The sequence below is a fragment of the Sanguibacter suaedae genome, from assembly GCF_016342785.1.
GTDB classification, from domain to species: Bacteria; Actinomycetota; Actinomycetes; order Actinomycetales; family Cellulomonadaceae; genus Sanguibacter; species Sanguibacter suaedae.
Window position 1 is genome coordinate 348,456 of sequence record NZ_JAEINH010000002.1, and the last position, 21,574, is coordinate 370,029.

General features: G+C 71.8%; 19 protein-coding genes and 1 riboswitch. Of the genes, 9 read left to right on the top strand and 10 right to left on the bottom strand.

Translation table 11 applies throughout. From position 1 onward, the window contains the following. Positions 1–99: 99 nt before the first annotated feature. The 5 genes from mmsA (at position 100) to JAV76_RS03975 (ending at position 6,267) form a co-directional block, all read left to right on the top strand. The gene (gene mmsA / locus JAV76_RS03955; protein WP_198732703.1) at positions 100–1,650 is read left to right on the top strand and encodes a multiple monosaccharide ABC transporter ATP-binding protein; all 1,551 of its coding nucleotides are present in this window, start codon (positions 100–102) and stop codon (positions 1,648–1,650) included. Continuing rightward, the gene (mmsB, locus tag JAV76_RS03960) at positions 1,647–2,819 is read left to right on the top strand and encodes a multiple monosaccharide ABC transporter permease (protein WP_198732704.1); all 1,173 of its coding nucleotides are present in this window, start codon (positions 1,647–1,649) and stop codon (positions 2,817–2,819) included. Before mmsA ends, mmsB begins: the two co-directional genes overlap by 4 nt. A 97-nt stretch (positions 2,820–2,916) precedes the next feature. After that, positions 2,917–3,052: riboswitch (ZMP/ZTP riboswitch) on the top strand. A gap of 122 nt (positions 3,053–3,174) precedes the next feature. Further along, positions 3,175–4,464, top strand: coding sequence for a serine hydroxymethyltransferase (gene glyA / locus JAV76_RS03965; protein WP_307843975.1), 1,290 nt, complete (start codon positions 3,175–3,177; stop codon positions 4,462–4,464). 61 nt (positions 4,465–4,525) lie between these two features. After that, positions 4,526–5,416, top strand: coding sequence for a bifunctional methylenetetrahydrofolate dehydrogenase/methenyltetrahydrofolate cyclohydrolase (locus JAV76_RS03970; protein ID WP_198732705.1), 891 nt, complete (start codon positions 4,526–4,528; stop codon positions 5,414–5,416). 50 nt (positions 5,417–5,466) lie between these two features. Further along, complete coding sequence (locus JAV76_RS03975; protein ID WP_198732706.1) at positions 5,467–6,267, top strand: exodeoxyribonuclease III; 801 nt, start codon at positions 5,467–5,469, stop codon at positions 6,265–6,267. Here JAV76_RS03975 and JAV76_RS03980 read toward each other — a convergent pair. From JAV76_RS03980 to JAV76_RS04015, 8 genes are all read right to left on the bottom strand, one after another. Next, a complete protein-coding gene (locus JAV76_RS03980) occupies positions 6,264–6,758 on the bottom strand; it encodes a DUF421 domain-containing protein (protein ID WP_198732707.1) in 495 nt (164 codons plus the stop codon). The genes JAV76_RS03975 and JAV76_RS03980 overlap by 4 nt on opposite strands. A gap of 25 nt (positions 6,759–6,783) precedes the next feature. Next, on the bottom strand, positions 6,784–8,022 hold the full coding sequence (locus tag JAV76_RS03985) for an ABC transporter permease (protein WP_198732760.1): 1,239 nt from the start codon (positions 8,020–8,022) through the stop codon (positions 6,784–6,786). A 158-nt stretch (positions 8,023–8,180) separates the two neighbouring features. Further along, entirely contained in the window at positions 8,181–8,867 is a 687-nt protein-coding gene (locus JAV76_RS03990) for an ABC transporter ATP-binding protein (RefSeq protein ID WP_198732761.1), read from the bottom strand. Between the two features lie 50 nt (positions 8,868–8,917). After that, complete coding sequence (locus JAV76_RS03995) at positions 8,918–10,462, bottom strand: hypothetical protein (protein ID WP_198732708.1); 1,545 nt, start codon at positions 10,460–10,462, stop codon at positions 8,918–8,920. Further along, positions 10,459–11,487 carry a hypothetical protein gene (locus tag JAV76_RS04000; RefSeq protein ID WP_198732709.1) on the bottom strand — a complete coding sequence of 343 codons (1,029 nt, stop codon included), beginning with the start codon at positions 11,485–11,487 and terminating at the stop codon, positions 10,459–10,461. The genes JAV76_RS03995 and JAV76_RS04000 overlap by 4 nt, the downstream gene beginning before the upstream one ends. A 180-nt stretch (positions 11,488–11,667) precedes the next feature. Continuing rightward, positions 11,668–12,834 carry an Mrp/NBP35 family ATP-binding protein gene (locus JAV76_RS04005; protein WP_198732710.1) on the bottom strand — a complete coding sequence of 389 codons (1,167 nt, stop codon included), beginning with the start codon at positions 12,832–12,834 and terminating at the stop codon, positions 11,668–11,670. A 48-nt stretch (positions 12,835–12,882) separates the two neighbouring features. Then, positions 12,883–13,467 carry a DUF1003 domain-containing protein gene (locus JAV76_RS04010; RefSeq protein ID WP_198732711.1) on the bottom strand — a complete coding sequence of 195 codons (585 nt, stop codon included), beginning with the start codon at positions 13,465–13,467 and terminating at the stop codon, positions 12,883–12,885. Then, a complete protein-coding gene (locus JAV76_RS04015) occupies positions 13,460–14,788 on the bottom strand; it encodes a magnesium transporter MgtE N-terminal domain-containing protein (protein ID WP_198732712.1) in 1,329 nt (442 codons plus the stop codon). Before JAV76_RS04015 ends, JAV76_RS04010 begins: the two co-directional genes overlap by 8 nt. Before the next feature lie 80 nt (positions 14,789–14,868). Here JAV76_RS04015 and JAV76_RS04020 point away from each other — a divergent pair, with 80 nt between their 5' ends. Further along, complete coding sequence (locus tag JAV76_RS04020) at positions 14,869–15,612, top strand: YflT domain-containing protein (RefSeq protein WP_198732713.1); 744 nt, start codon at positions 14,869–14,871, stop codon at positions 15,610–15,612. A 39-nt stretch (positions 15,613–15,651) separates the two neighbouring features. Here JAV76_RS04020 and JAV76_RS04025 read toward each other — a convergent pair whose 3' ends face one another. Beyond that, positions 15,652–17,211: an aminopeptidase P family protein gene (locus JAV76_RS04025; protein WP_198732714.1), complete on the bottom strand. Its 1,560-nt coding sequence runs from the start codon at positions 17,209–17,211 to the stop codon at positions 15,652–15,654. Positions 17,212–17,301: 90 nt separating this feature from the next. Between JAV76_RS04025 and JAV76_RS04030 the strand changes: the two genes are divergently transcribed. Further along, positions 17,302–18,156 (top strand): PHP domain-containing protein, encoded by an 855-nt coding sequence (locus JAV76_RS04030; RefSeq protein WP_198732715.1) that lies wholly within the window; start codon positions 17,302–17,304, stop codon positions 18,154–18,156. Between the two features lie 56 nt (positions 18,157–18,212). Next, positions 18,213–18,773, top strand: a complete 561-nt coding sequence (locus JAV76_RS04035; RefSeq protein WP_230401849.1) for a MarC family protein — start codon at positions 18,213–18,215, stop codon at positions 18,771–18,773. Positions 18,774–18,839: 66 nt separating this feature from the next. Here JAV76_RS04035 and JAV76_RS04040 read toward each other — a convergent pair whose 3' ends face one another. Further along, entirely contained in the window at positions 18,840–20,543 is a 1,704-nt protein-coding gene (locus JAV76_RS04040) for a DEAD/DEAH box helicase (protein ID WP_198732717.1), read from the bottom strand. Between the two features lie 238 nt (positions 20,544–20,781). Here JAV76_RS04040 and JAV76_RS04045 point away from each other — a divergent pair, with 238 nt between their 5' ends. Then, complete coding sequence (locus JAV76_RS04045; protein WP_198732718.1) at positions 20,782–21,474, top strand: ferritin-like fold-containing protein; 693 nt, start codon at positions 20,782–20,784, stop codon at positions 21,472–21,474. Positions 21,475–21,574 lie beyond the last annotated feature (100 nt).

Consider the following 21,574-nt stretch of genomic DNA (forward strand, 5'->3'; position numbering starts at 1 on the left):
TTATCTCCCCCTCGGGGGGGGGTCCGGGGGGGGCGGGGGGGGGGGGGCCCCCACCACCGAACGGATCGGCCGTCGCACAGGAACGAATGAGGAGCACGGATGGGTGACAACGACTACATCCTCGAGATGCGCAAGATCACCAAGGAGTTCCCGGGGGTCAAGGCGCTCAGCGACGTCACGTTGAACGTCCGACGCGGTGAGGTCCACGCGATCTGCGGGGAGAACGGGGCCGGGAAGTCGACCCTCATGAACGTGCTGTCCGGGGTCTACCCCCACGGCAGCTATGGCGGCGACATCCTGCTCGGCGGCACGCCGTGCGAGTTCCGGAACATCCGGGACAGCGAGGCCCGTGGGGTGGTCATCATCCACCAGGAGCTCGCCCTCGTGCCGCACCTGTCGATCGCGGAGAACATCTTCCTCGGCAACGAGAAGGCCTCCGCCGGGATCGTCGACTGGAACGAGACCGCTCGGGAGGCCGCAGAGCTGCTCCGACGGGTCGGGCTCGGCGACAGCCCCCAGGTCCGGGCGATGGACATCGGTGTCGGCAAGCAGCAGCTCGTGGAGATCGCGAAGGCGCTCTCCAAGAAGGTCGACCTGCTCATCCTCGACGAGCCCACCGCGGCGCTCAACGACGAGGACAGTGCGCACCTGCTCGGTCTCATCGCCCAGTTCCGGGACAACGGCATCACGTGCATCATCATCTCGCACAAGCTCAACGAGATCTCGGCGATCGCCGACCGGGTGACGATCATCCGCGACGGTGCCACGATCGAGACGCTCGACCTCCACGGTGACGAACCGGTGACCGAGGACCGCATCATCCGGTCGATGGTCGGCCGTGCGATGGACAGCCGCTTCCCCGAGCACACCCCGAACATCGGTGACGAGGTCCTGCGGGTGGAGCACTGGAACGTGCACCACCCGATCGACGTGGACCGACTCGTCGTCGAGGACGCGAACATCTTCGTCCGTGCCGGCGAGATCGTGGGGCTCGCCGGTCTCATGGGGGCCGGACGCACGGAGCTGGCCATGAGCGTCTTCGGGCGCTCCTACGGATCGCGGATCGCGGGAACCGTCTACAAGAACGGCAAGCCGATCCGTATGCGCACCGTCTCCGAGGCGATCGACCACGGGTTGGCGTACGCCACCGAGGACCGCAAGCGCTACGGCCTGAACCTGATCCAGACGATCCGGGAGAACGTCTCCGCGTCCGCTCTCGGCAAGGTCGCCCGATGGGGGGTCGTCGAGTCGGAGGCCGAGATCAAGGTCGCCGAGAGGTACCGCACCGACTTCCGGATCAAGGCGCCCACCATCGAGGCGGTCGTCGGGAAGCTCTCCGGCGGCAACCAGCAGAAGGTCGTGCTGAGCAAGTGGGTCTACTCCGACCCCGACGTGCTCATCCTCGACGAACCGACGCGCGGGATCGACGTCGGGGCCAAGTACGAGATCTACGGGATCATCAACGCCCTCGCCGATCTCGGCAAGGCCGTCATCATCATCTCGTCCGAGCTCCCCGAGCTCATCGGGATGTGCGACCGCACCTACGCCATGAGCCAGGGACGGATCACCGGCGAGGTGGCGCGAGCCGACGCCACCCAGGAATCACTCATGCAGTACATGACCATGGACAAGGGAGCAGCAGTCCGATGAACGCCGTCAGGGAATACCTCGGTCGTAACCTCCGCCAGTACGGGATCGTCGCAGCACTGGTCGTGATCGTGCTGCTCTTCCAGGTGCTGACGGACGGGCGCCTGCTGTACCCGAACAACGTCGCAAGCCTCATCCAGCAGAACGCCTACGTGATGATCCTCGCGATCGGCATGGTCATGGTGATCGTCGCCGGGCACATCGACCTCTCGGTCGGGTCCGTCGTCGCGTTCACCGGCGGACTGTGCGCCATTATGCTCACCCGATGGGACATGCCGTGGCTGGTCGCGGTCCTCCTGACCCTGGTCGTCGGTGCCCTGGTGGGTATGTGGCAGGGGTTCTGGGTGGCCTACGTGGGCATCCCGGCGTTCATCGTGACGCTCGCGGGGATGCTCATCTTCCGCGGGCTGGCGATCGTCCTCGTCGGGACGAGCGTCGCCGGGCTGCCCAAGCCCTTCAACGCCATCTCGAACGGCTCCCTGCCCAACTGGTTCGGCTTCGTCGGCAACCTGGACGTCGTCACGCTCTGCATCGGCGGTCTCGGGATCGCGGCCTTCGCCGTCAGCCAGTGGCGGGCGAGGACGTCGCTGCGCAAGCACGACCTCACCGTCGAGCCGATGCCCGCATTCGTCGCGAAGCTGGGCGTCACCGCAGCGATCATCGGCATCTTCACCTACTGGCTCTCCCTGAGCTCGGGTGGCACCCCGATGGTGCTGCTCATCGTCGGGCTTCTCGTCATCGTGTACTCCTTCCTGCTCAACCGCAGCGTGTTCGGCCGTCACATCTACGCGATCGGTGGGAACCGTCACGCGGCGGTGCTGTCCGGCGTGAACGCCCGCCGGGTCGACTTCGGCATCTTCGTCAACATGGGTGTGCTCGCAGCGGTCGCCGCCGTGATCACGACCTCGCGAGCGGGGGCCGGTGTGGCGCAGGCCGGGACGAACTACGAGCTCGACGCGATCGCAGCGTGCTTCATCGGTGGTGCCGCGGTGGCCGGTGGTGTCGGCAGGGTCTCGGGGGCGATGATCGGTGCCCTCATCATGGGCGTGCTCAACATGGGTCTGTCGATCATGGCCGTGGACTCCGCCTGGCAGCAGACCATCAAGGGCCTGGTGCTCCTGGCCGCCGTCGCCTTCGACATGTTCAGCAAGCGACGGGCCTCTCTCCGCTGATCGACGATGGTCCACCGGAGCCGCCGAGGGCGGGACGCAGCCCGATCGCGTCCCGCCCTCTGCGGACCTGGCGGGGCGCAGGCCTCATGGGCTAGGGTTTTCACGTCGCGACTGGCGCAGCCGAGCCGCGGGACCGACCTGGTGACAGGGCGGATCCTGAGGATCGCATGGTGGAACACCACCGGGGAGCGGCACGTTCTTCCGACTTCGGGTCGTTCGCCTGGGCCCCGGTCACCCCACATGCGTGTGTGCGGTGCCCGGATGAGCACATCCGGGCACCTTCAGACACGGTAGGTCACTCGACCGAGCAGTCCCCGCACGGGGCTGCCTGCCGCCTCCCGCTGCAAGGAGAACCATGACCGCCCAGAGCGAGACCGTCATGAACCAGGGCCTGGCCCAGGTCGACCCCGAGATCGCCGCCGTCCTCGACGGGGAGCTTGCCCGCCAGCGGGACACCCTCGAGATGATCGCGTCCGAGAACTTCGTGCCGCGCGCCGTCCTCGAGGCGCAGGGCTCCGTCCTGACCAACAAGTACGCGGAGGGCTACCCGGGCCGCCGCTACTACGGTGGCTGCGAGCAGGTCGACGTCGCCGAGACCCTCGCCATCACCCGTGCCAAGGAGCTCTTCGGAGCCGAGCACGCGAACGTCCAGCCGCACTCGGGCGCCACGGCCAACGCCGCGGTCCTCCACGCGCTCATCAACAAGGGCGACAAGATCCTCGGTCTCGAGCTGGCCCACGGCGGTCACCTCACCCACGGCATGAAGATCAACTTCTCCGGCAAGCTCTACGAGGTGTCCGCGTACGGGGTGGACCCCGACACGCACCTCGTCGACATGGACAAGGTGCGCGAGACGGCGCTCGAGCAGCGTCCCGACGTGATCATCGGTGGCTGGTCCGCGTACCCTCGCCACCTCGACTTCGCGGCCTTCCGGTCCATCGCGGACGAGGTCGGCGCCAAGCTCTGGGTCGACATGGCGCACTTCGCCGGGCTCGTCGCGGCCGACCTCCACCCGAGCCCCGTGCCCCACGCCGACGTCGTGTCCTCCACCGTCCACAAGACGATCGGCGGGCCGCGCTCCGGGTTCATCCTGTCCCGCGAGGAGCACGCCAAGAAGATCGACTCCGCGGTCTTCCCCGGGCAGCAGGGCGGTCCCCTCATGCACGTGGTCGCGGCCAAGGCGGTGTCCTTCAAGATCGCCGGCTCCGCCGAGTTCGCCGAGCGCCAGGGTCGTGTCCTGCGTGGTGCGAGCATCATCGCGGAGCGCCTCACCGCACCCGACGTCACCGGTGCGGGCGTCTCCGTCCTCACGGGTGGCACCGACGTCCACCTCGTCCTCGTCGACCTGCGCCGCTCCGAGCTCGACGGTCAGCAGGCCGAGGACCTCCTGCACTCCGTGGGCATCACCGTGAACCGCAACGCGGTGCCCTTCGACCCGCGTCCGCCCCGCGTCACCTCGGGCCTGCGCATCGGGACGCCCGCCCTCGCGTCACGGGGCTTCGGCGACGCCGAGTTCACCGAGGTCGCCGACATCATCGCGACCGCGCTCAAGGACGGCGCCTCGGCGGACGTCACCACGCTCCGGGCGCGCGTCGAGAAGCTCACGGCCGGCTTCCCGCTGTACCCGGACCTCCGCCAGTACTGAGAAGACCCGTCGGGGCGCGCACGGGTCCCGTGCGCGCCCCGACGTCGTGAAGGAGCGCCCCATGACTGCACAGACCCTCGACGGCAAGGCCGTCTCAGCCCAGATCAAGTCCGAGCTCACCGTGCGGGTCCGCGCGCTGGCCGAGCAGGGGACGGTACCCGGCCTCGGGACCCTCCTCGTCGGTGACGACCCCGGCTCCACGTGGTACGTCGCCGGCAAGCACCGCGACTGCGCGGAGGTGGGCATCGCGTCCATCCGTGAGGACCTGCCCGCGGACGCCACCCAGGAGGACATCGAGGCCGCCGTGCGCCGTCTCAACGACGACCCCGCGTGCACCGGGTACATCGTCCAGCTGCCGCTGCCGCGCGGCATCGACACCAACCGTGTCCTCGAGCTCGTCGACCCGGAGAAGGACGCCGACGGCCTCCACCCGACCAACCTCGGCCGCCTCGTGCTGCGCACGAACGAGCCTGTGACGTCCTCCCTGCCGTGCACGCCCGCGGGGATCATCGACCTCCTCGAGCGGCACGGCATCGACCTCGAGGGCGCGCACGTCGTGGTCGTCGGCCGTGGGACCACCGTCGGGCGGTCGATCGGGCTGCTGCTCACCCGCAAGGCGGTCAACGCGACCGTGACGCTCACCCACACCGGCACGCGTGACCTGTCGACGCACCTGCGCTCGGCCGACGTCATCGTGGCCGCCGCCGGCGTCCCCGGCATCGTCCGGGCTGAGGACGTCAAGCCGGGCGCCGTGGTGGTCGACGTCGGCGTGAGCCGCGTCACGGACCCGGAGACCGGGACGTCCCGCGTGGTCGGCGACGTCGACCCCGGGGTCCTCGACGTGGCCGGCTGGGTGTCGCCCAACCCCGGGGGCGTCGGCCCCATGACGCGGGCCATGCTCCTCGCCAACGTCGTGGGCACCGCCGAGCGTCAGGCCGCCGCCGGAGCCTGAGGTCCGGCGGTGGTGCGGGCGATGTCGGCGGGATGCGGTTGGATGGGCGCATGCTCACCATCGCCACCGCGAACGTCAACGGGATCCGCGCAGCCTTCCGCAAGGGGATGGGGGAGTGGATCGCCGACCGCTCCCCGGACGTCCTCCTCCTCCAGGAGGTCCGCGCCACGGACGAGATCGTCGTGGACCTCCTGGGCGAGGGGTGGCACTGCGTCCACCAGGCGTGCGACATCAAGGGACGCGCCGGCGTCGCGATCGCCACGCGCCTGCCGTTCCACGCCGTGCGGGTGGGGCTGGGGAACGGCGAGCCGGAGGTCCCGGTGGACACCGGGCGGTGGGTCGAGGCCGACCTCGAGCTCGCCGACGGGAGCCTCCTCACGGTGGTCTCCACGTACATCCACTCCGGCACCGCGGGCACGCCCAAGATGGACCAGAAGTACGCGCACCTGGAGAAGGTCAGCACCCGTCTGCGGGAGCTCGCCGCCCAGGACCAGCACGCCGTCGTGGCGGGCGACCTGAACATCGCCCACACCAACGACGACATCAAGAACTGGAAGGGCAACCTGCGCTCCGCCGGGTTCCTCCCCGAGGAGCGCGCCTACCTCGACGCGTGGTTCGGGATGGGCTGGGTGGACCTCGGCCGCCGGCTGGCCGGCGCGGGCCCCGGACCGTACACGTGGTGGTCCAACCGGGGCCAGGCCTTCGACAACGACTCCGGGTGGCGCATCGACTACCAGCTGGCGACCCCCGGGCTGGCCGAGCGCGCGAGCAACGCGCGTGTCGACCGTGCGCCCTCGCACGACACGCGGTGGAGCGACCACGCGCCGCTGCTCGTCGACTACGACGTCTAGTCGAGCGCCGATCCGTCACCCAGCGAGGACGACGGGACGACGCTGAGCGTCCCGTCGCTCTCGAGGACGACCGCCGCGATCGTGTCCAGGCCGCCGTTGCCGCTCGAGCGGACGGCCTGGCGCACGTCCGCCTCGGTGAGACGCTGGTCCCGCATCGCGTCGTGGAGGATCCGGCCGTCGCGCAGCACCGTCGTCGGACGCGCCGTCACCACGGAGCGCCCCCCGGGGAGGTGGGCCGAGGACCACGACACGACGATCTGCAGGACGGCGAGGAGCACGAGCGCCACGGCGCCCTCCGCCCACGAGACGTCCGCGCTCAGCAGGATCGTGGCGAGCGTCGAGCCGAGGGCCACCGTGACGACGAGGTCGAACGCGTTGAGCTTGGCGAGCGTCCTCTTGCCGGACACGCGGAGCACCAGGACGAGCGTGACGTAGGCGGCGGCGCCCACCGCGAGGACACGGACGATGTCGGACCAGGTGTCGAACCACATGTCTCGGTCCTACCACGCGGCGCGTTCAGATGCCCCCTCGGAGGGCGGTGATCGGTTCGATGGCCGCCGCCTTGAGCGCCGGGTACGTGCCCGCGACGAGGCCGATGACGCCGCCGAGGAGGGCGGACCCGAGCGCGATGCGCAGGTCGAGGATCGCCGTCCAGTCCTTGGCCGCGGAGACCCCGACCACGACGAAGACGCCGATCGCCGCCCCGATGAGACCACCGAGGAGCCCGATGACCACGGACTCCACGACGAACTGCCCGGCGATGTCGCGCCGGGTGGCGCCGAGCGCCCGGCGCAGCCCGATCTCCCCGCGCCGTTCCATGACGGACAGCAGGGTGACGTTCGCGATGCCCAGGCCACCCACGAGGAGCGCGACGCCACCGAGCGCCAGGAAGATCGCGTTGACGTCCGCCTGGACGTTCTGACGCAGCTCGGACCTGTTGGGCGGGGCCTTCACCGTGAAGTTCTCCGGGGCGTTCGGGTCCAGCGCCACGGGCGCCTGCTGCTTGACGAGAGGACCCGCACCGGTGGCGATCCTGATCTGGAGCTCGTCGGCCCGTGCCAGGTCGAAGTCGGCGCGCGCGGTGCCCATCGGCATGATCACCGCGTCGAGCATGTCGGCCCTGCGGGCCATCCCCGACACGATCCCGATCACCGTGTAGCTGTCCTCACCGATGAAGATCGACGGCTGGCTCTCGACGCGGGTCACCCCGAGCTTCTCCGCCGCCCGTTCCCCGAGGACCACGACGCGGTCGCCCCGCTCCCCATGACCGTCGTCGAAGTACCGGCCTGCGGTGACCTCACCCCGGACGGCCTCGAGCAGGTGGCCGGAGGTGGCGAGGACCTGCGGGCTCGTGGGGCGTGCCGCGGAGGGGTCGTTGACCGGCACCGCGGTGATGTCCACGTCGCCGATGGCGACGGACGCGACGAGCCCCGCCTCCTCGACACCGTTGAGGCGCAGCACCCGCTCGGGGGCGTCCCACGGCAGCCGGGTGAGCGCCCGGGTGGTCCCGCCCATCGACCCGCCCGACGTCTTGGGTGCCACGGAGACCTGGGTGGCGGACACGGCGTCGAACTGGGCCCCGATCTGCCCCGCCGCCGTCTGCGCCAGGCCGACCGTGACGACCACGGAGCCGATGCCGAGGACGGTCCCGAGGATGGTGAGGACGAGGCGCCCGGGCCGGGCCCCGATGCCGTGCGCGGCCTCCGCGACGAGGTCCCGTGCCGAGAAGCGGTCGCGGCGCGCGCCACGCTCCAGGCCCGGGAGCCCTGCGGTGCCTCGACGCCGGAACCGCTGCGGCACCAGCCTGCGCAGCCGACGGCCAGCGAGGTCCCGGCGCGTCGTCGGGACGTCCGTCAGCCCCAGCTCGTCGAGCGTCGTGTCCGGCCGGTCGACGACGGCCTGCGGTCGGCCGCTCACGAGACCTCCTGGAGGTCGCCGTCGGTGATGCGTACACGGCGTCCCGCACGCGCGGACACCGCCGCGTCGTGGGTGATGACCACGAGCGTGAGGCCGTCGGCATGGAGCTCGTCGAAGAGGTCCATGATGCCCGCCGAGTTCTTCGTGTCGAGGTTCCCCGTGGGTTCGTCGGCGAGGAGCAGCTTGGGGCTGGCCACGACGGCCCGGGCCACCGCCACGCGTTGGCGCTCACCGCCGGACATCGTCGCCGGCGTGAAGGACAGGCGGTGCCCCAGGTGGACGCGGTCCAGGGCAGCCCGGGCGCGCTCCTCCCGCTCCGCACGGGGCACCCCGCTGTAGAGGGTCGCGAGCAGCACGTTGTCGAGCACCGTGCGCTGGGGGAGCAGGTGGAACGACTGGAAGACGAAGCCGATCCGCCCCCCGCGGAGCGCGGCGCGGTCCCCCTCGGACGCCTTCCCCGTCGGGTGCCCGTCGAGGAGGTACTCACCGGACGTCGGGCGGTCGAGGAGACCGAGGATGTGCAGCAGGGTGGACTTGCCGGACCCGGACGGGCCGATGATCGACACGTAGTCGCCGGACTCCACGGAGAGGTTCACGCCGCGGAGCGCGTCCACGGGACCGGGGAACGTGCGGGTGAGGTCCCGCAGCTCGACCACCGGGTGCGCCGCGACGGGGCGAACGATCTCCTCGGTCTCCGGCCCGTCCTGCGGACGCGCCCCGGCCTCGGTGACGGTCACTTCCCGACCACGACGAGGTCGCCCGCGTCGAGGGGCGTCTCCGACGAGGTGATCTCCACGAAGCCGTCCGCGGCGAGTCCGGTCGCCACGGTCACGAGCTCCGTCGCCTTCCCGTCCCTCGTCACCTCGACCCGGGACTCGCCGCCGCTGCCTGCGGTGAGGGCGGCCGACGGGACGGCGAGGACCTCGCCGCCCGTGGAGTCCACGGGCACCGTCATGCGCACGTTCTCGCCCTGGAGCGCCCCGATCTGCTCGGGGCTGAGATCGACGGGTGCGAACGTCACCGTGTAGCGGCTGCCCGAGCTCGCGCCCTCCTCGCCGCCCTCGGCGTCGCCCTCACCCTCGCCGCCGGCGTCCGAGGTGGCGGCGACGACCTCGGTGATGGTCGCCGTCGCGGTCGTGTCGTCGGGCAGGGTGAACTGGCCCGTGAGGCCGGCGCTGAGGAGCTTCGCGTCGGCCTCGGCGACGGTGCCCTCGATGATGACGTCCGCACCCGAGACGCGCATCACCGGCGACGCCGCCGTCACGGTCTCGCCCCGTGCAATGAGGACCTCGTCGACGCGCCGCGGGAGGTTCGTGAAGTAGGCGACCTCGCTGGCGGGCAGGCCGGTGAGGGTGTCCTCGAGGGCCTCGGCGAGGGCCGTCTCGGCGTCGCGCACGGACTGGGCGGCGGCGTCGCGTGACTGGGTCTCGAGGGTGGCCGCCTTCGGGGCGAGGAGCGCGTTGAGCTCGGCCTGCGCGAGGGTGAGCGCATCCTGCAGGCTCGCGACGTCCACCGGCGGCGCCTCGGGATCCGCGGGCCCGTTCGTCGCCTTGTCCAACTCGCGTTGAGCCGCGTTGACGGCGTTCTCCGCACCGATGCGGTCGACGTCGGGTGGCCCGGCCGTCGCGGCGACCAGCTCGGACTGGGCGCTCGCGAGCATGTCCTTGGCGCTGCTCACGGTGTCCCGCGCGGCGTCCACGGCGGCCTGTGCGTCCTCGTCGACCGGAGGGGACGGGTACCCGGCCGCGACGTAGAGCTTGTCGACAGCCGCCGCCGTCGCGGCGTCGTACATGTCGGACTCGGCGTTCCCCGGGTCGATCCCGACGGCGGCGAGAGCCTGCTTGAGCTGGACGACGTCCGGCCCTGAGACCCCGACGCGCAGCGTGCGGTACGTCGGCAGCTCACCCGGGAGGGCGATGACGGGGCGCCCGGCGATCTCCAGGATGACCGAGGCCGGGGTGAGCGTCGCGCCGGCCTCGGGGACGGCCCCGGTGACCACGGCCGCCCCGGAGATCTCCCCCGTCTCGATGGTCAGCGCGACGGACTCGTCGTACTTGATGTCCGCCCGGAGGGTGACGTCGTTCTCCAGCAGCTTCTTCTCGACCGGGACCGTGATGAGACCGGCCTGCGGAGGGGTGGTGCTCGCCGCCGCGTCCCCCGGGGAGATGACGAACCTGCTCAGGACGATCCCCGCCGTGAGGGACACGACCGCGACGGCGGCGACGATCCAGATGACGCGGTGCCCGCGCAGACCCGCGAGCGACTCCTTGAGGGTCACTCGGAGCTCCCGGCCTCGGCGTCTGCCACGAGGGCGTCGAGCTGCGGCTTGTAGTCCTGGACGAACTGCTTCTCGAGCTCGAACTGGACCTTGAGGCTCTCCTGCTCCCAGTCGACCTCCTCCTTGCACCCGAAGTCCGCGACGGCGATGGCGATCTCCATCTCGCGCGCCTCCGCGAGGGCCTCGTCGGACGGCCCCGTGAAGTCCTCCGGGAACTCGCCGGTCTCCTCGTCCACGGCACCCGTGGACGCCTCCTCCCAGAGGGCGTTGTGGGCGTTCATCGCGGCTTCCATGGCCTCGTCGGGGGTCGCGTACTCGGGGTAGCCCGCGTCCGCCATGCACTCGGCCCACTCGTCGTTGAGCGCCGTCATGCGCGGGTCGTTGCTCATCTCCGTGTAGAGGGCGTCCATCGCCTCGGTGACCTCGGCGTGCTCCTCGTCGGAGTAGGCGTCCGTCTCGCCGTTGACCTCGTGCTGGGCGGCGCCGTAGCAGCCGCCCTCCTTCCAGTCGTAGACGTACTCCTCCATCTCCTCCTCGGTCATGTCGGACCAGATGTCCGGACCGTTGAGGGCCTCGTAGTACTCGGCTGCCGCGGACTCGGACAACGACTCGACGTAGGGGGCGTTCGGGTCGACGTACTCCTCCTCGACCTCCTCGCCCTCGAGGTCCTCGGGCTCCTCGTTCATGGAGAACCCGTACCCGTTCTCCGCGACCCACTCCTCGGTGCCGTACTCGTCCATGTCGTCCTCGGTGACGACGGTCGTGCTCGACGCCGGGGCGGGGATGTACTCGAAGCCCTTGTCGGTCATGCACTGGGCCACGAGGTTCTCGATCTCGGCCTCCTGCGCCGCCCAGTCCACGTCCTCGTAGGAACCCCACAGGGGCTCGAGGATCTTGGACAGCGGGCCTTCGTCGGCCTTGAGCTCACCGCCCGACGACGTGTCATCGGAGGAGCAGCCCGACATGAGGACGAGGGAGAGTGCTCCGAGCACGGAGGCGGTGCGGAGCGCGGGTCGGCGGTTCATGAGGTGGTCCCCCTGGGTCAGCGTGGCAACGGTGCCACGGCGACGGTGTCGCCTTTGTGGCAGTTGGAACCCTAGCTGTTGACCGCGGGTCAGAGTATCCCCCTGCGGGACGACTTTCGCGAGACCTGGGGATGAGGAGGTGAGCCCCGGGGATGACAGGCGGCGGTCCCCGGCGCCGGCTCAGACGGGGGAGAGTCCCAGACGGCGTCCAGCCAGCCCCCGGGACCGTGCCGCGAGGTGCCTCGCCGCGTCCCGGAGGGCGACCGCCGCGGGGGAGTCGGGCGCCGAGAGCACGACGGGGGTGCCGTCGTCGCCGGCCTCGCGAAGGGCCACGTCGAGCGGGACGTGGCCGAGGAGCGGGACGTCCGTCCCCGTGAGGGTGCTGAGGTTCTCCGCGACGCGCGCCCCTCCACCGGACCCGAAGATCTCCAGGCGGGTGCCGTCGGGCTGCTCGAGCCACGCCATGTTCTCGAGGACGCCGACGAGGCCCTGGTTCGTCTGGGTGGCGACGGACCCGGCGCGCTCGGCGACCTCGGCGGCGGCGAGCTGCGGGGTGGTGACCACGAGGATCTCGCTCGACGGCAGGAGCTGCGCGACCGAGATGGCGATGTCGCCGGTGCCGGGCGGGAGGTCGAGGAGGAGGACGTCGAGGTCGCCCCAGAAGACGTCCGCGAGGAACTGCTCGAGCGCGCGGTGGAGCATCGGGCCCCGCCACACGACGGGCTGCCCGGCAGGGACGAACATACCGATGGACACGACCTTCACCTCGTGGGCGATGGGCGGCAGGAGCATCGTGTCGACCTTGGTGGGCTGCTGCGTGACCCCGAGGAGGCGTGGGATGGAGAAGCCGTAGATGTCCGCGTCGATGACACCGACCTTGAGTCCGTCGGCGGCCATCGCGGCGGCCAGGTTGGCGGTGACGGTGGACTTTCCCACGCCGCCCTTGCCTGAGGCGACGGCATAGATCTTGGTGAGGGACCCTGGCTTCGAGAAGGGGATCTCGGGTGCCCCGGCGCCGCGGAGCATGGTGCGCAGCGCGGCCCGCTGCTCGGTCGTCATGGTGCCGAGCGCGACGCGCGCGTCGTCGATGCCGTCCACGCTCAGCGCGGCCGCGGTCACCGCCTCCGTGAGGGTGCTCTTCATGGGGCAGCCCTCGGTGGTGAGGTCCAGCCCGACGACGGCCCGCGCCGACCTCGGCGCACCCTCGACGGGCTCGACGGTCACGGACCGCACCATGCCCAGCTCGGTGACCGGTCTGCGGATCTCCGGGTCGATGACGCCGGTGAGGGCGTCCCGGACGGCGATCTCGAGGGCGGCAGGATCGAGCGGTCGGGGGGAGTCAGGCATGCCACCGATCCTACGCGCCGGTCGTCCCGCTCCCGGAGGACCGTCGGGTCAGGCGCCCGCGCGGCCAGGGCCCGCCGCGTCGCGTGCCGGACCGTCGTGGTCCCGTCCCGGCTCCCGCTCGGCGTCCCTCTCCGCGTCCCGTTCTGCGTCCCGTTCTGCGTCCTTGGTCTCGAGCTCCTCGAGGAGGTTCCGCATCTCGGAGCGCACGAAGTCGCGGGTGGCGACCTCGCTCAGGGCGATCCGCAGCGCCGCCATCTCCCGGGCGAGGTACTCGGTGTCGGCGAGGTTCCGCTCCCCGAGCTGCCGGTCCTGCTCCGCGCTCACCCGGTCGCGGTCGGTCTGACGGTTCTGGGCGAGGAGGATGAGCGGGGCCGAGTAGGACGCCTGGAGCGACAGCATGAGGGTGAGGGCCGTGAAGCCGAGGGCGGCGGAGTCGAACTGGTAGCCCTCGGGCCCCCAGACGTTCCACACGAGCCAGGCCGCGCAGAACGCCGTCATGTAGACGAGGAACCGCGGCGTACCCATGAACCGGGCGATGCCCTCGGCGATGCGCCCGAACGCGTCCTGCTTGACGCGGATGGTGGGCAGCAGGGTCCGGCGGGACTCCTTCGGGGTGTCGAGGCGGTCAGCCACGGATCCCTCCCGCCCTGCCCGTGCGGCCCGCGCGCGGCGGGGTCGAGGTCTGGACGCGGTCCTGCCCGTCGGCCCCGTCGGTCTCCCGCCAGTCCGCGGGGAGCATGTGGTCGAGGGCGTCGTCGACGCTCACCACCCCGAGGAGGCGCCTCTCGGTGTCGAGCACCGGCAGGGCGAGGAGGTTGTACGCCGCGAGGAGGCGCGCCACCTGCCCCAGGGGGGCGTCGGTGGTCACGTGCTCGATGTCGGTGTCCAGGACGTTCCCGACGGGTTCGAAGGGTGGTTCCCGGAGCATCTTCTGGAAGTGCACGACGCCGAGGAAGCGTCCCGTGGGGGTCTCGAGCGGGGGGCGCGCGACGAAGACCATCGACGCGAGAGCGGGGGACAGGTCCGCGCGGCGCACGTGCGCCATCGCGGCTGCGACGGACGTCTCGGGGGCGAGGATCACCGGTTCGGTGGTCATCATGCCGCCGGCCGTGTTCTCGTCGTACGCGAGGAGGCGGCGGACGTCCTTCGCCTCGTCGGGCTCCATGAGCTCGAGGAGCTCGGCGGCCTGGTCGTCGGACAGCTCGTGGAGGAGGTCGGCGGCGTCGTCGGGCTGCATCGCCTCGAGGACGTCCGCGGCCCGGTCGGTGTCGAGGGAGGAGAGGATGAGGACCTGGTCGTCCCCGGGGAGCTCCTCGAGGACGTCCGCGAGCCGCTCGTTGTCGAGAGCGGTCGCGACCTCCAGCCGTCGGACGTCGCTCAGCTCGTGGAGCACGTCCGCGAGGGCCGCGGGCTTGAGGTCGTCGTACGCGGCGAGGAGCAGGGCCGCGCCCTGCGTCGTCGCGGAGCTGGCGAGACCGGTCACCGCCGAGACGTCGACGACCACGGTGTGGCCGCGCCGCCGGATGCCCAGGGCGCTCTTGCCCGTGGGGGAGCGCCGCACGAAGAGCTTCTGCACGAGCCAGTCGCCCGTGCGCTGCTGCTCGACGGCGAGGTCCTCGATCGTGGCGCTGCCGGACCCGTCGAGGAAGTCGACGGTGCGGTCCAGGAGCTCGCCGAGCGCGAGGGTCTCCATGGCGCGCTGCTCGAAGCGCCGCATGTTGAGGAGGCCCGTGCTGATGACCTGTCCCGCGTCGATGCTCGTCACGCGGGTCAGCGGCAGGAAGACGCGTCGCCGGCCGGGGACCTCGACGACGAGGCCCACCGCGCGAGGAGCGCCCTTGGAGCGCACGAGCACGACGACGTCCCGCACGCGACCGACCTGGTCCCCGATCGGGTCGAAGACCGGGGTTCCGGCGAGGCGTGCGACGAATACCTGGGTCCCGGCGCTGCTCACGCGGCAAGCCTACGCACTGCGCGCGTCCCCGCCAGCCGCCGCGCGTGGCATCGCCCCTGCGTGTGCGCGAGAATCGGGGCATGACCTCCCCCCGACCGACCCCCCGTTCCTCCCGCGCCACCGCCGCGCCCAAGCTCCCGACGATGCCCCGCGGGGACGAGGTCGCGGCGTTCTCCACGTACCTCGACGCGCAGAAGGCCGTCGACACCCTGTCCGACGAGGGCTTCCCGGTCCAGCACGTGACGATCGTCGGCACCGACCTGCGGATGGTCGAGCGGGTCACGGGGCGGCTCACCTACTCGCGGGTGGCCGCCGCGGGCCTGGCGTCGGGGGCGTGGTTCGGGTTGTTCGTCGGTCTCGTCCTCTCCCTCTTCGGGGGGCAGGGGTCGATGCCCGTCCTCGCCGCGATCGGCATCGGGGCCGGGTTCGGCCTGCTGTTCTCGGTCCTGTCGTTCTCGCTCACCCGGGGGAAGCGGGACTTCACGTCGTCGAGCCAGATCGTGGCCGCGTCGTACTCCGTGCTGTGCGAGGGGGACCGCGCCGGGGAGGCCGCACGGATCCTCAGGGAGCACCACGTCCAGGGCGTCGGGCACCGCGGCGCGAGCCCCGCTCCGGCGGTGCCGTCCACGCCCCAGGGCTCCGCTGCCCCGGCGCCCGCGAGGGCCGGCGAGAAGGCCGCCCCGGTGCGGGACGTGCCGCCCGCGGGCGAGCCGCGCTACGGCGTGCGCACCACCGACGGGCTCCCGCCGTCGGGCACGAACTCGCCCCGCCGTGGCGAGCCCTTCGACGCGCAGCCCTCCGGCGGGGAGCCCGACCAGCGGTGACCGGGTGCACCGACCGGACCGGTCGGTGCACCCCCGGTCTCAGCCGAGGAGGCCGGCCATCCACGCCTCGACGTCCTCCGGCCGGCGCGGCAGCGCCGCCGAGAGGTTCTCGTTGCCGTCGGCGGTGACGAGGACGTCGTCCTCGATGCGCACACCGATGCCCCGCAGCTCCTCGGGGACGGTCATGTCGTCGCTCTTGAAGTAGAGCCCCGGCTCGATGGTGAACACCATGCCGGGCACGAGGAGCGCGTCGAGGTACATCTCACGGCGGGCCAGGGCGCAGTCGTGGACGTCGAGCCCCAGGTGGTGGCTCGTGCCGTGGACCATCCAGCGACGGTGGAACTGACCCTCGGGGCTGAGCGACTCCTCGGCGGTCCCGGGCAGCAGCCCCCAGTCCGCGAGGCGTTCCGCGATGACCCGCATCGCGGCGTCGTGGACGTCGCCGAACCGGGCGCCGGGCACCGCGGCCGCGAAGGCTGCGTCGGCGGCGTCGAGCACCGCCTGGTAGACGCGACGCTGCGGGTCGGTGTACGTCCCGTCGACCGGGAGGGTGCGGGTCACGTCGGCCGTGTACAGGGACTCGATCTCCACGCCTGCGTCGAGGAGCAGGAGCTGTCCGGGCCGCACCGGGCCGTCGTTGCGGATCCAGTGGAGCGTCGTGGCGTGCTCGCCGGCCGCCGCGATGGTCTCGTACCCCACGGTGTTGCCCTCGAGGCGCGCGTGCGCGTCGAACGTCGTCTCGACGACCCGCTCGCCGCGCCGGTGCTCGGAAGCGCGCGGGAGGGCGCGGACGACGTCGGCGAAGCCGTCGAGCGTCGCGTCGACGGCGAGCCGCATCTGCTCGATCTCGTGCGCGTCCTTGACGAGGCGCAGCTCCGAGAGCGCCTCGGCGAGCTCGGCGTCGACGTCGACGGTCCCTTCCGCGGCGGCGTCGACCACCACCTGCGCACCTCCGAGGGCGCGCAGGGACTCGACGAGGATCTCCGTCGCTGGGTCCGCGCCGGGCACCACGCGCAGCGTGATGCCCCCGGCGCCCGCGTCCTTGGCGAGGGCGTCGGGGAGGTCGTCGACGTGCGCGGCACGGATCCCCGTGATCGTCGTGACGTCGTCGAGGGACGGACGAGCACCCACCCAGAACTCGCCGTACCGCGAGTCCGCGTAGAACTCCTCCGTGTCGCGGTCCGCGAGGGGACGCACGTACAGCACGGACTCGTGACCGTGCGTGCCGTCCTCCCCGGTGACCGGGTGCAGGACGAGGACCGCGTCGGGCTCCTGGTCCGTCCCCAGCCCGGTGAGGTGCGCGAAGGCCGAGTGCGGCCGGAACCGGTAGTCCGTGTCGTTCGACCGGGTCTTCAGCGGACCGGCGGGGACCACGAGGCGATCACCCGGGAACAGCGCGGAGAGCGCGCTGCGGCGCGCCTCGGTGAAGGGCGCTGCAGGGCAGGGCGTCGCGTCCCCCGCAGGCCGGTCGGCCCAGCCGCTCGTGATGAACTCCCGGAAGCGGGCTGACGACGGTCGCTGCGACCGGTTGGTCGACCGTTCCTCGAGGGACTGGGTGCTGTCGGTGTCGGTGTCGGTGGCGGTGCTCTGCGAACTCATGCATCCATCTTCACACCCGCCTGCCCCCGGGCCCAGCGCGGGCCGATCGCAGGCCCGGTGCCGTGGCGCCGCGCCGATACAGTGTGGCCTGTGCCCCACGAACTCGTCGTCGACCTCCACACGCACTCGACCGTGTCGGACGGCACGGACACGCCGAGCGCCCTCGTCGAGGCCGCGGCTGTGGCCGGTCTCGACGTCGTCGCGCTCACGGATCACGACTCGACGGGCGGGTGGGCCGAGGCCGCCGACGCGGCCCGCCGGACGGGCGTCGCGCTCGTGCGAGGCACGGAGATCTCGGCCCGCGCGGACGGCGTGAGCGTCCACCTGCTCAGCTACCTCCACGACCCCGAGCACCCGGACCTCGTCCGGCAGAACGAGCGGGTCCGCACCGCGCGCACCACCCGGGCGCGCCGCATGGTCGAGCTCCTCGGCGAGGACTACCGCCTGACGTGGGACGACGTCCTCGAGCAGACGTCCCCCGGGACCACCATCGGTCGGCCGCACATCGCGGACGCGCTCGTCGCCGCCGGGTACCTCCCCGACCGGTCCGCGGCCTTCGCCTCGATCCTCCACCCCGGCACCCGGTACTACGTCCCGCACTACGCCCCGGACGCCCTCGACGCGGTGCGGGCCGTGCGGGCCGCCGGAGGGGTGCCGGTCCTCGCGCACCCCGGTGCGGCAGCACGGGGCAAGGTCGTCACCGCGCGGACCATCGAGAGCCTCGCGGGGGCGGGGCTCGTGGGCCTCGAGGTCCACCACCGGGACAACGGCGAGGACCAACGGCGACGCCTGCTCGGGCTTGCACGATCCCTGGGTCTGTGTGTGACAGGATCTAGCGACTATCACGGAGCCGGCAAACCCAACCGGCTGGGCGAGAACACCACCGACCCCGAGGTGTTCGCGCTGATCGAGCAGCAAGGACGAAGCACAGTGATCCGGCAGTGAACGAGTTCTTCGACGTGCGCCTCTTCACCGAGGTGTTCATCACCCTCTTCGTCATCATGGACCCTCCGGGGACCGTCCCGATCTTCCTCGGGCTCACGAGCGCCATGACCCACAAGCAGCGGGCCAAGGCCGCGCGCACGGCGATCTTCGTCGCTGCGGGCGTCATCCTCGCCTTCGCGCTCTTCGGTCAGCAGCTCCTGTCGTACATGCACATCTCGCTCCCCGCCCTCCAGGCGTCGGGCGGTCTGCTGCTGCTGCTCATCGCGATGGAGCTGCTCACGGGCAAGATGGAGGAGCCGCAGGCCGGGACCAAGGGCGTCAACGTCGCGCTGGTGCCCCTCGGGACGCCGCTCCTCGCCGGTCCGGGTGCGATCGTCGCGTCGATGCTGTTCGTGCAGCGGTCCGACGGGTCGGCCCGGGACTGGGTGTCGATCGCGATCGGCTTCCTCGTCGTCTGCGTCTGCCTGTGGATCGCGATGCGCTTCGCGAACGTCGTCCACCGCATCCTCGGGGAGAGCGGCACCATCCTCGTCACCCGGATCGCAGGTCTGCTGCTCGCCGCGATCGCTGTCCAGCTCATCGCCGACGCCGTCATCGCGTTCGTCCAGACCGCCTGAGCACCGGGGACGACGCAGGGGCCGACCGCACGTGCGGTCGGCCCCTGCGTCGTCGGTGCGAGGCGGTCAGGCGGTGGGCTGCTGCTCCCCGGCGCTGGTTCCGCCCTGCTCGGTCCGTGCGGTCCTCGTGCGGCGACGGGTCCGCGACCGCCTGGGGCGCGTGGGCTCCCCGGCGTCGCTCGCACCCTCGACGGCGGCCTGCGGCTCACGCGCCGTGCGGGCCTCCTGCGGCTCCGTGCGCTCGGCGGGCACCTCGGACCGCGTGCCACGGCCTCGTGAGCGGCGCTCGCCCGCGGGACGCCCGGCCGACGAGCGGCTCTCGTCGTCGCGCGCCTCACCACCGCGCCGCGCCTCACCACCGCGCCGGGCCTCGCCACCGCGCCGCGAGCCTCCGCGCCCGGTGCCGCCCTCGCGGTCCTGACCCCGGGCAGGTCGGCCGGCGTCGGGACGCCCTCCGCGCTTCCCGGTCTCCCCGAGGTCCTCGAGGACCTCGGCCCCGAGGCCCTCACGGGTCTGCGCGGAGCGGGGGAGGCGCCCCTTGGTCCCCTCGGGGATGTCGAGGTCGGTGAACAGGTGCGGGGACGTCGAGTACGTCTCCTGCGGCTCGGGGATGCCGAGGTCGAGGGCCTTGTTGATGAGGGACCAGCGGGGCAGGTCGTCCCAGTCGACGAAGGTCACCGCGGTGCCCTTGTGGCCGGCGCGGCCCGTCCGGCCCGTGCGGTGGAGGTACGTCTTCTCGTCCTCGGGGCACTGGTAGTTGACGACGTGCGTGACGTCGTCCACGTCGATGCCGCGCGCGGCCACGTCGGTCGCGACGAGGATGTCGACCTTCCCGTTGCGGAACGCGCGCAGCGCCTGCTCGCGGGCGCCCTGCCCGAGGTCCCCGTGGATGGCACCGGCGGCGAAGCCCCGGTCCGTGAGCTCGTCGGCGACCTTCGCGGCGGTGCGCTTGGTGCGCGCGAACACGATGGACAGCCCACGGCCGTTGGCCTGGAGGAGGCGGGCGAGGACCTCGATCTTGTCGAGGGCGTGGGCGCGGTACACGACCTGCTTGATGTTCTTCACCGTGTGCCCGCCGTCGTCCGGGTCGTTGGCCCGGATGTGCGTCGGCTGCGTCATGTACTTGCGGGCCATGGACACCACGGCACCCGGCATCGTCGCCGAGAAGAGCATCGTGTGGCGCACGGCCGGGGTGCGTGACAGGAGGCGCTCGACGTCCGGGAGGAACCCCAGGTCGAGCATCTCGTCGGCCTCGTCGAGGACCACGCACTGCGCGCGGGTGAGGTTGAGGTGACCCTGGTTGAGGAGGTCGATCATGCGCCCGGGAGTACCCACGACGACCTCGACGCCGCGGGCGAGCGCCGTGACCTGGGGCTCGTAGGCCCGCCCGCCGTAGAGCTGGACGATGCGGACGGACCGCTTGGTGGACGCCGCCTCGAGGTCCTTGGCCACCTGCACGGCGAGCTCACGGGTGGGGACGATGACGAGGGCCTGCGGCTTGCCCGGGGCGGGCAGCTCGTCGAAGCCCGGCTCGCCGGGGGCGACGACGCGGTGCAGGAGGGGCACCCCGAAGCCCAGGGTCTTGCCGGTCCCGGTCTTCGCCTGCCCGATGATGTCGTGGCCCGACATCGCGACGGGCAGCGTCATGGCCTGGATGGGGAAGGGGGAGACGATGCCTGCCTCGGCGAGAGCCTCGACGATCTCGGGGCGCACCTCGAAGTCGGCGAAGGTCGCGTCGGCAGTCTGGATGCTGCTCGATGTGGTTGTCACGTTGCCTCATGTGTGTCTGGGCGGCGCCACACGTCACGGTCTCCGGCACGAGGCGTCTCGTGACGGTCGTGCTCCGGACGGGCATGCTCGCCTGTGGCCGGCAGCCGATCGTGAGTGTGCGGCGTCGCGGCCGGAGCGTGGTCCGGCGACGACCATGGTCGGGACGACCGGGCAACCGTTGTACCGGGCCACTGTATCGGACGGTGGTCGCCGCCGCGGCTGCGCCTATCCTGGTCCGATGAGCGACCCCAGCACGGCGACGCACCTCGACCCCACGTCCACGCAGGACGCCGTCGAGCTGCTCGGCCTCATCGCCTACACCGAGCTCGCGAGCTTCACCCGGCTCGCCGCCGACGCGGCGTCGGCCCCCGACCCCGCGCGGCAGCTGCGTCTGGTCCGTCTCGCGGGTGCGGCGCTCGCGCGCCAGGAGCGCATCCTGGGCAGGATCGCTGAGCTCGGGGGGGACCCGGACGCGGCGATGCTCGCCTTCGCCGGCACCTTCGACGACTACGAGATGCGCACCGAGCCCGCCTCCTGGTGGGAGAGCGTCCTCAAGGGGTACGTCGGCAACGGCGTCGCCGACGACTTCTGCCGTCTCGCGGTGGACGGCCTCGACGCCGAGACCCGGCGGATCGTCACGGAGGTGCTCGACGCGAACCAGAACGCGGAGCTGTCCGTGGCCGTGCTCGACGAGGCCGCCACGGGGGACCCGGTGCTCGCGTCGCGCCTCGCCCTGTGGGGGCGCAGGCTCGTCGGGGAGGCCCTCGGACTCGTGCAGACCCTCATGGGCGAGCGGCCCGCACTGGGACGTCTGGTCGCGACGGGCGCCACCGCGCGCGCGGACGACGTGGACGGCGACCAGGCGTGGGTCTTCTCGCAGCTCACCGCGGAGCACACCCGACGGATGGGGCGGCTCGGCCTGGCTGCCTGAAGCCGCCTGAAGCCGCCTGAACCCGGAGAACGACGAGGGGCGCCCCCCCCCCGGGGGGGGGGGCCCCCGCGGGGGGCGGGGGGGGGGGGGGGGGGGGGCG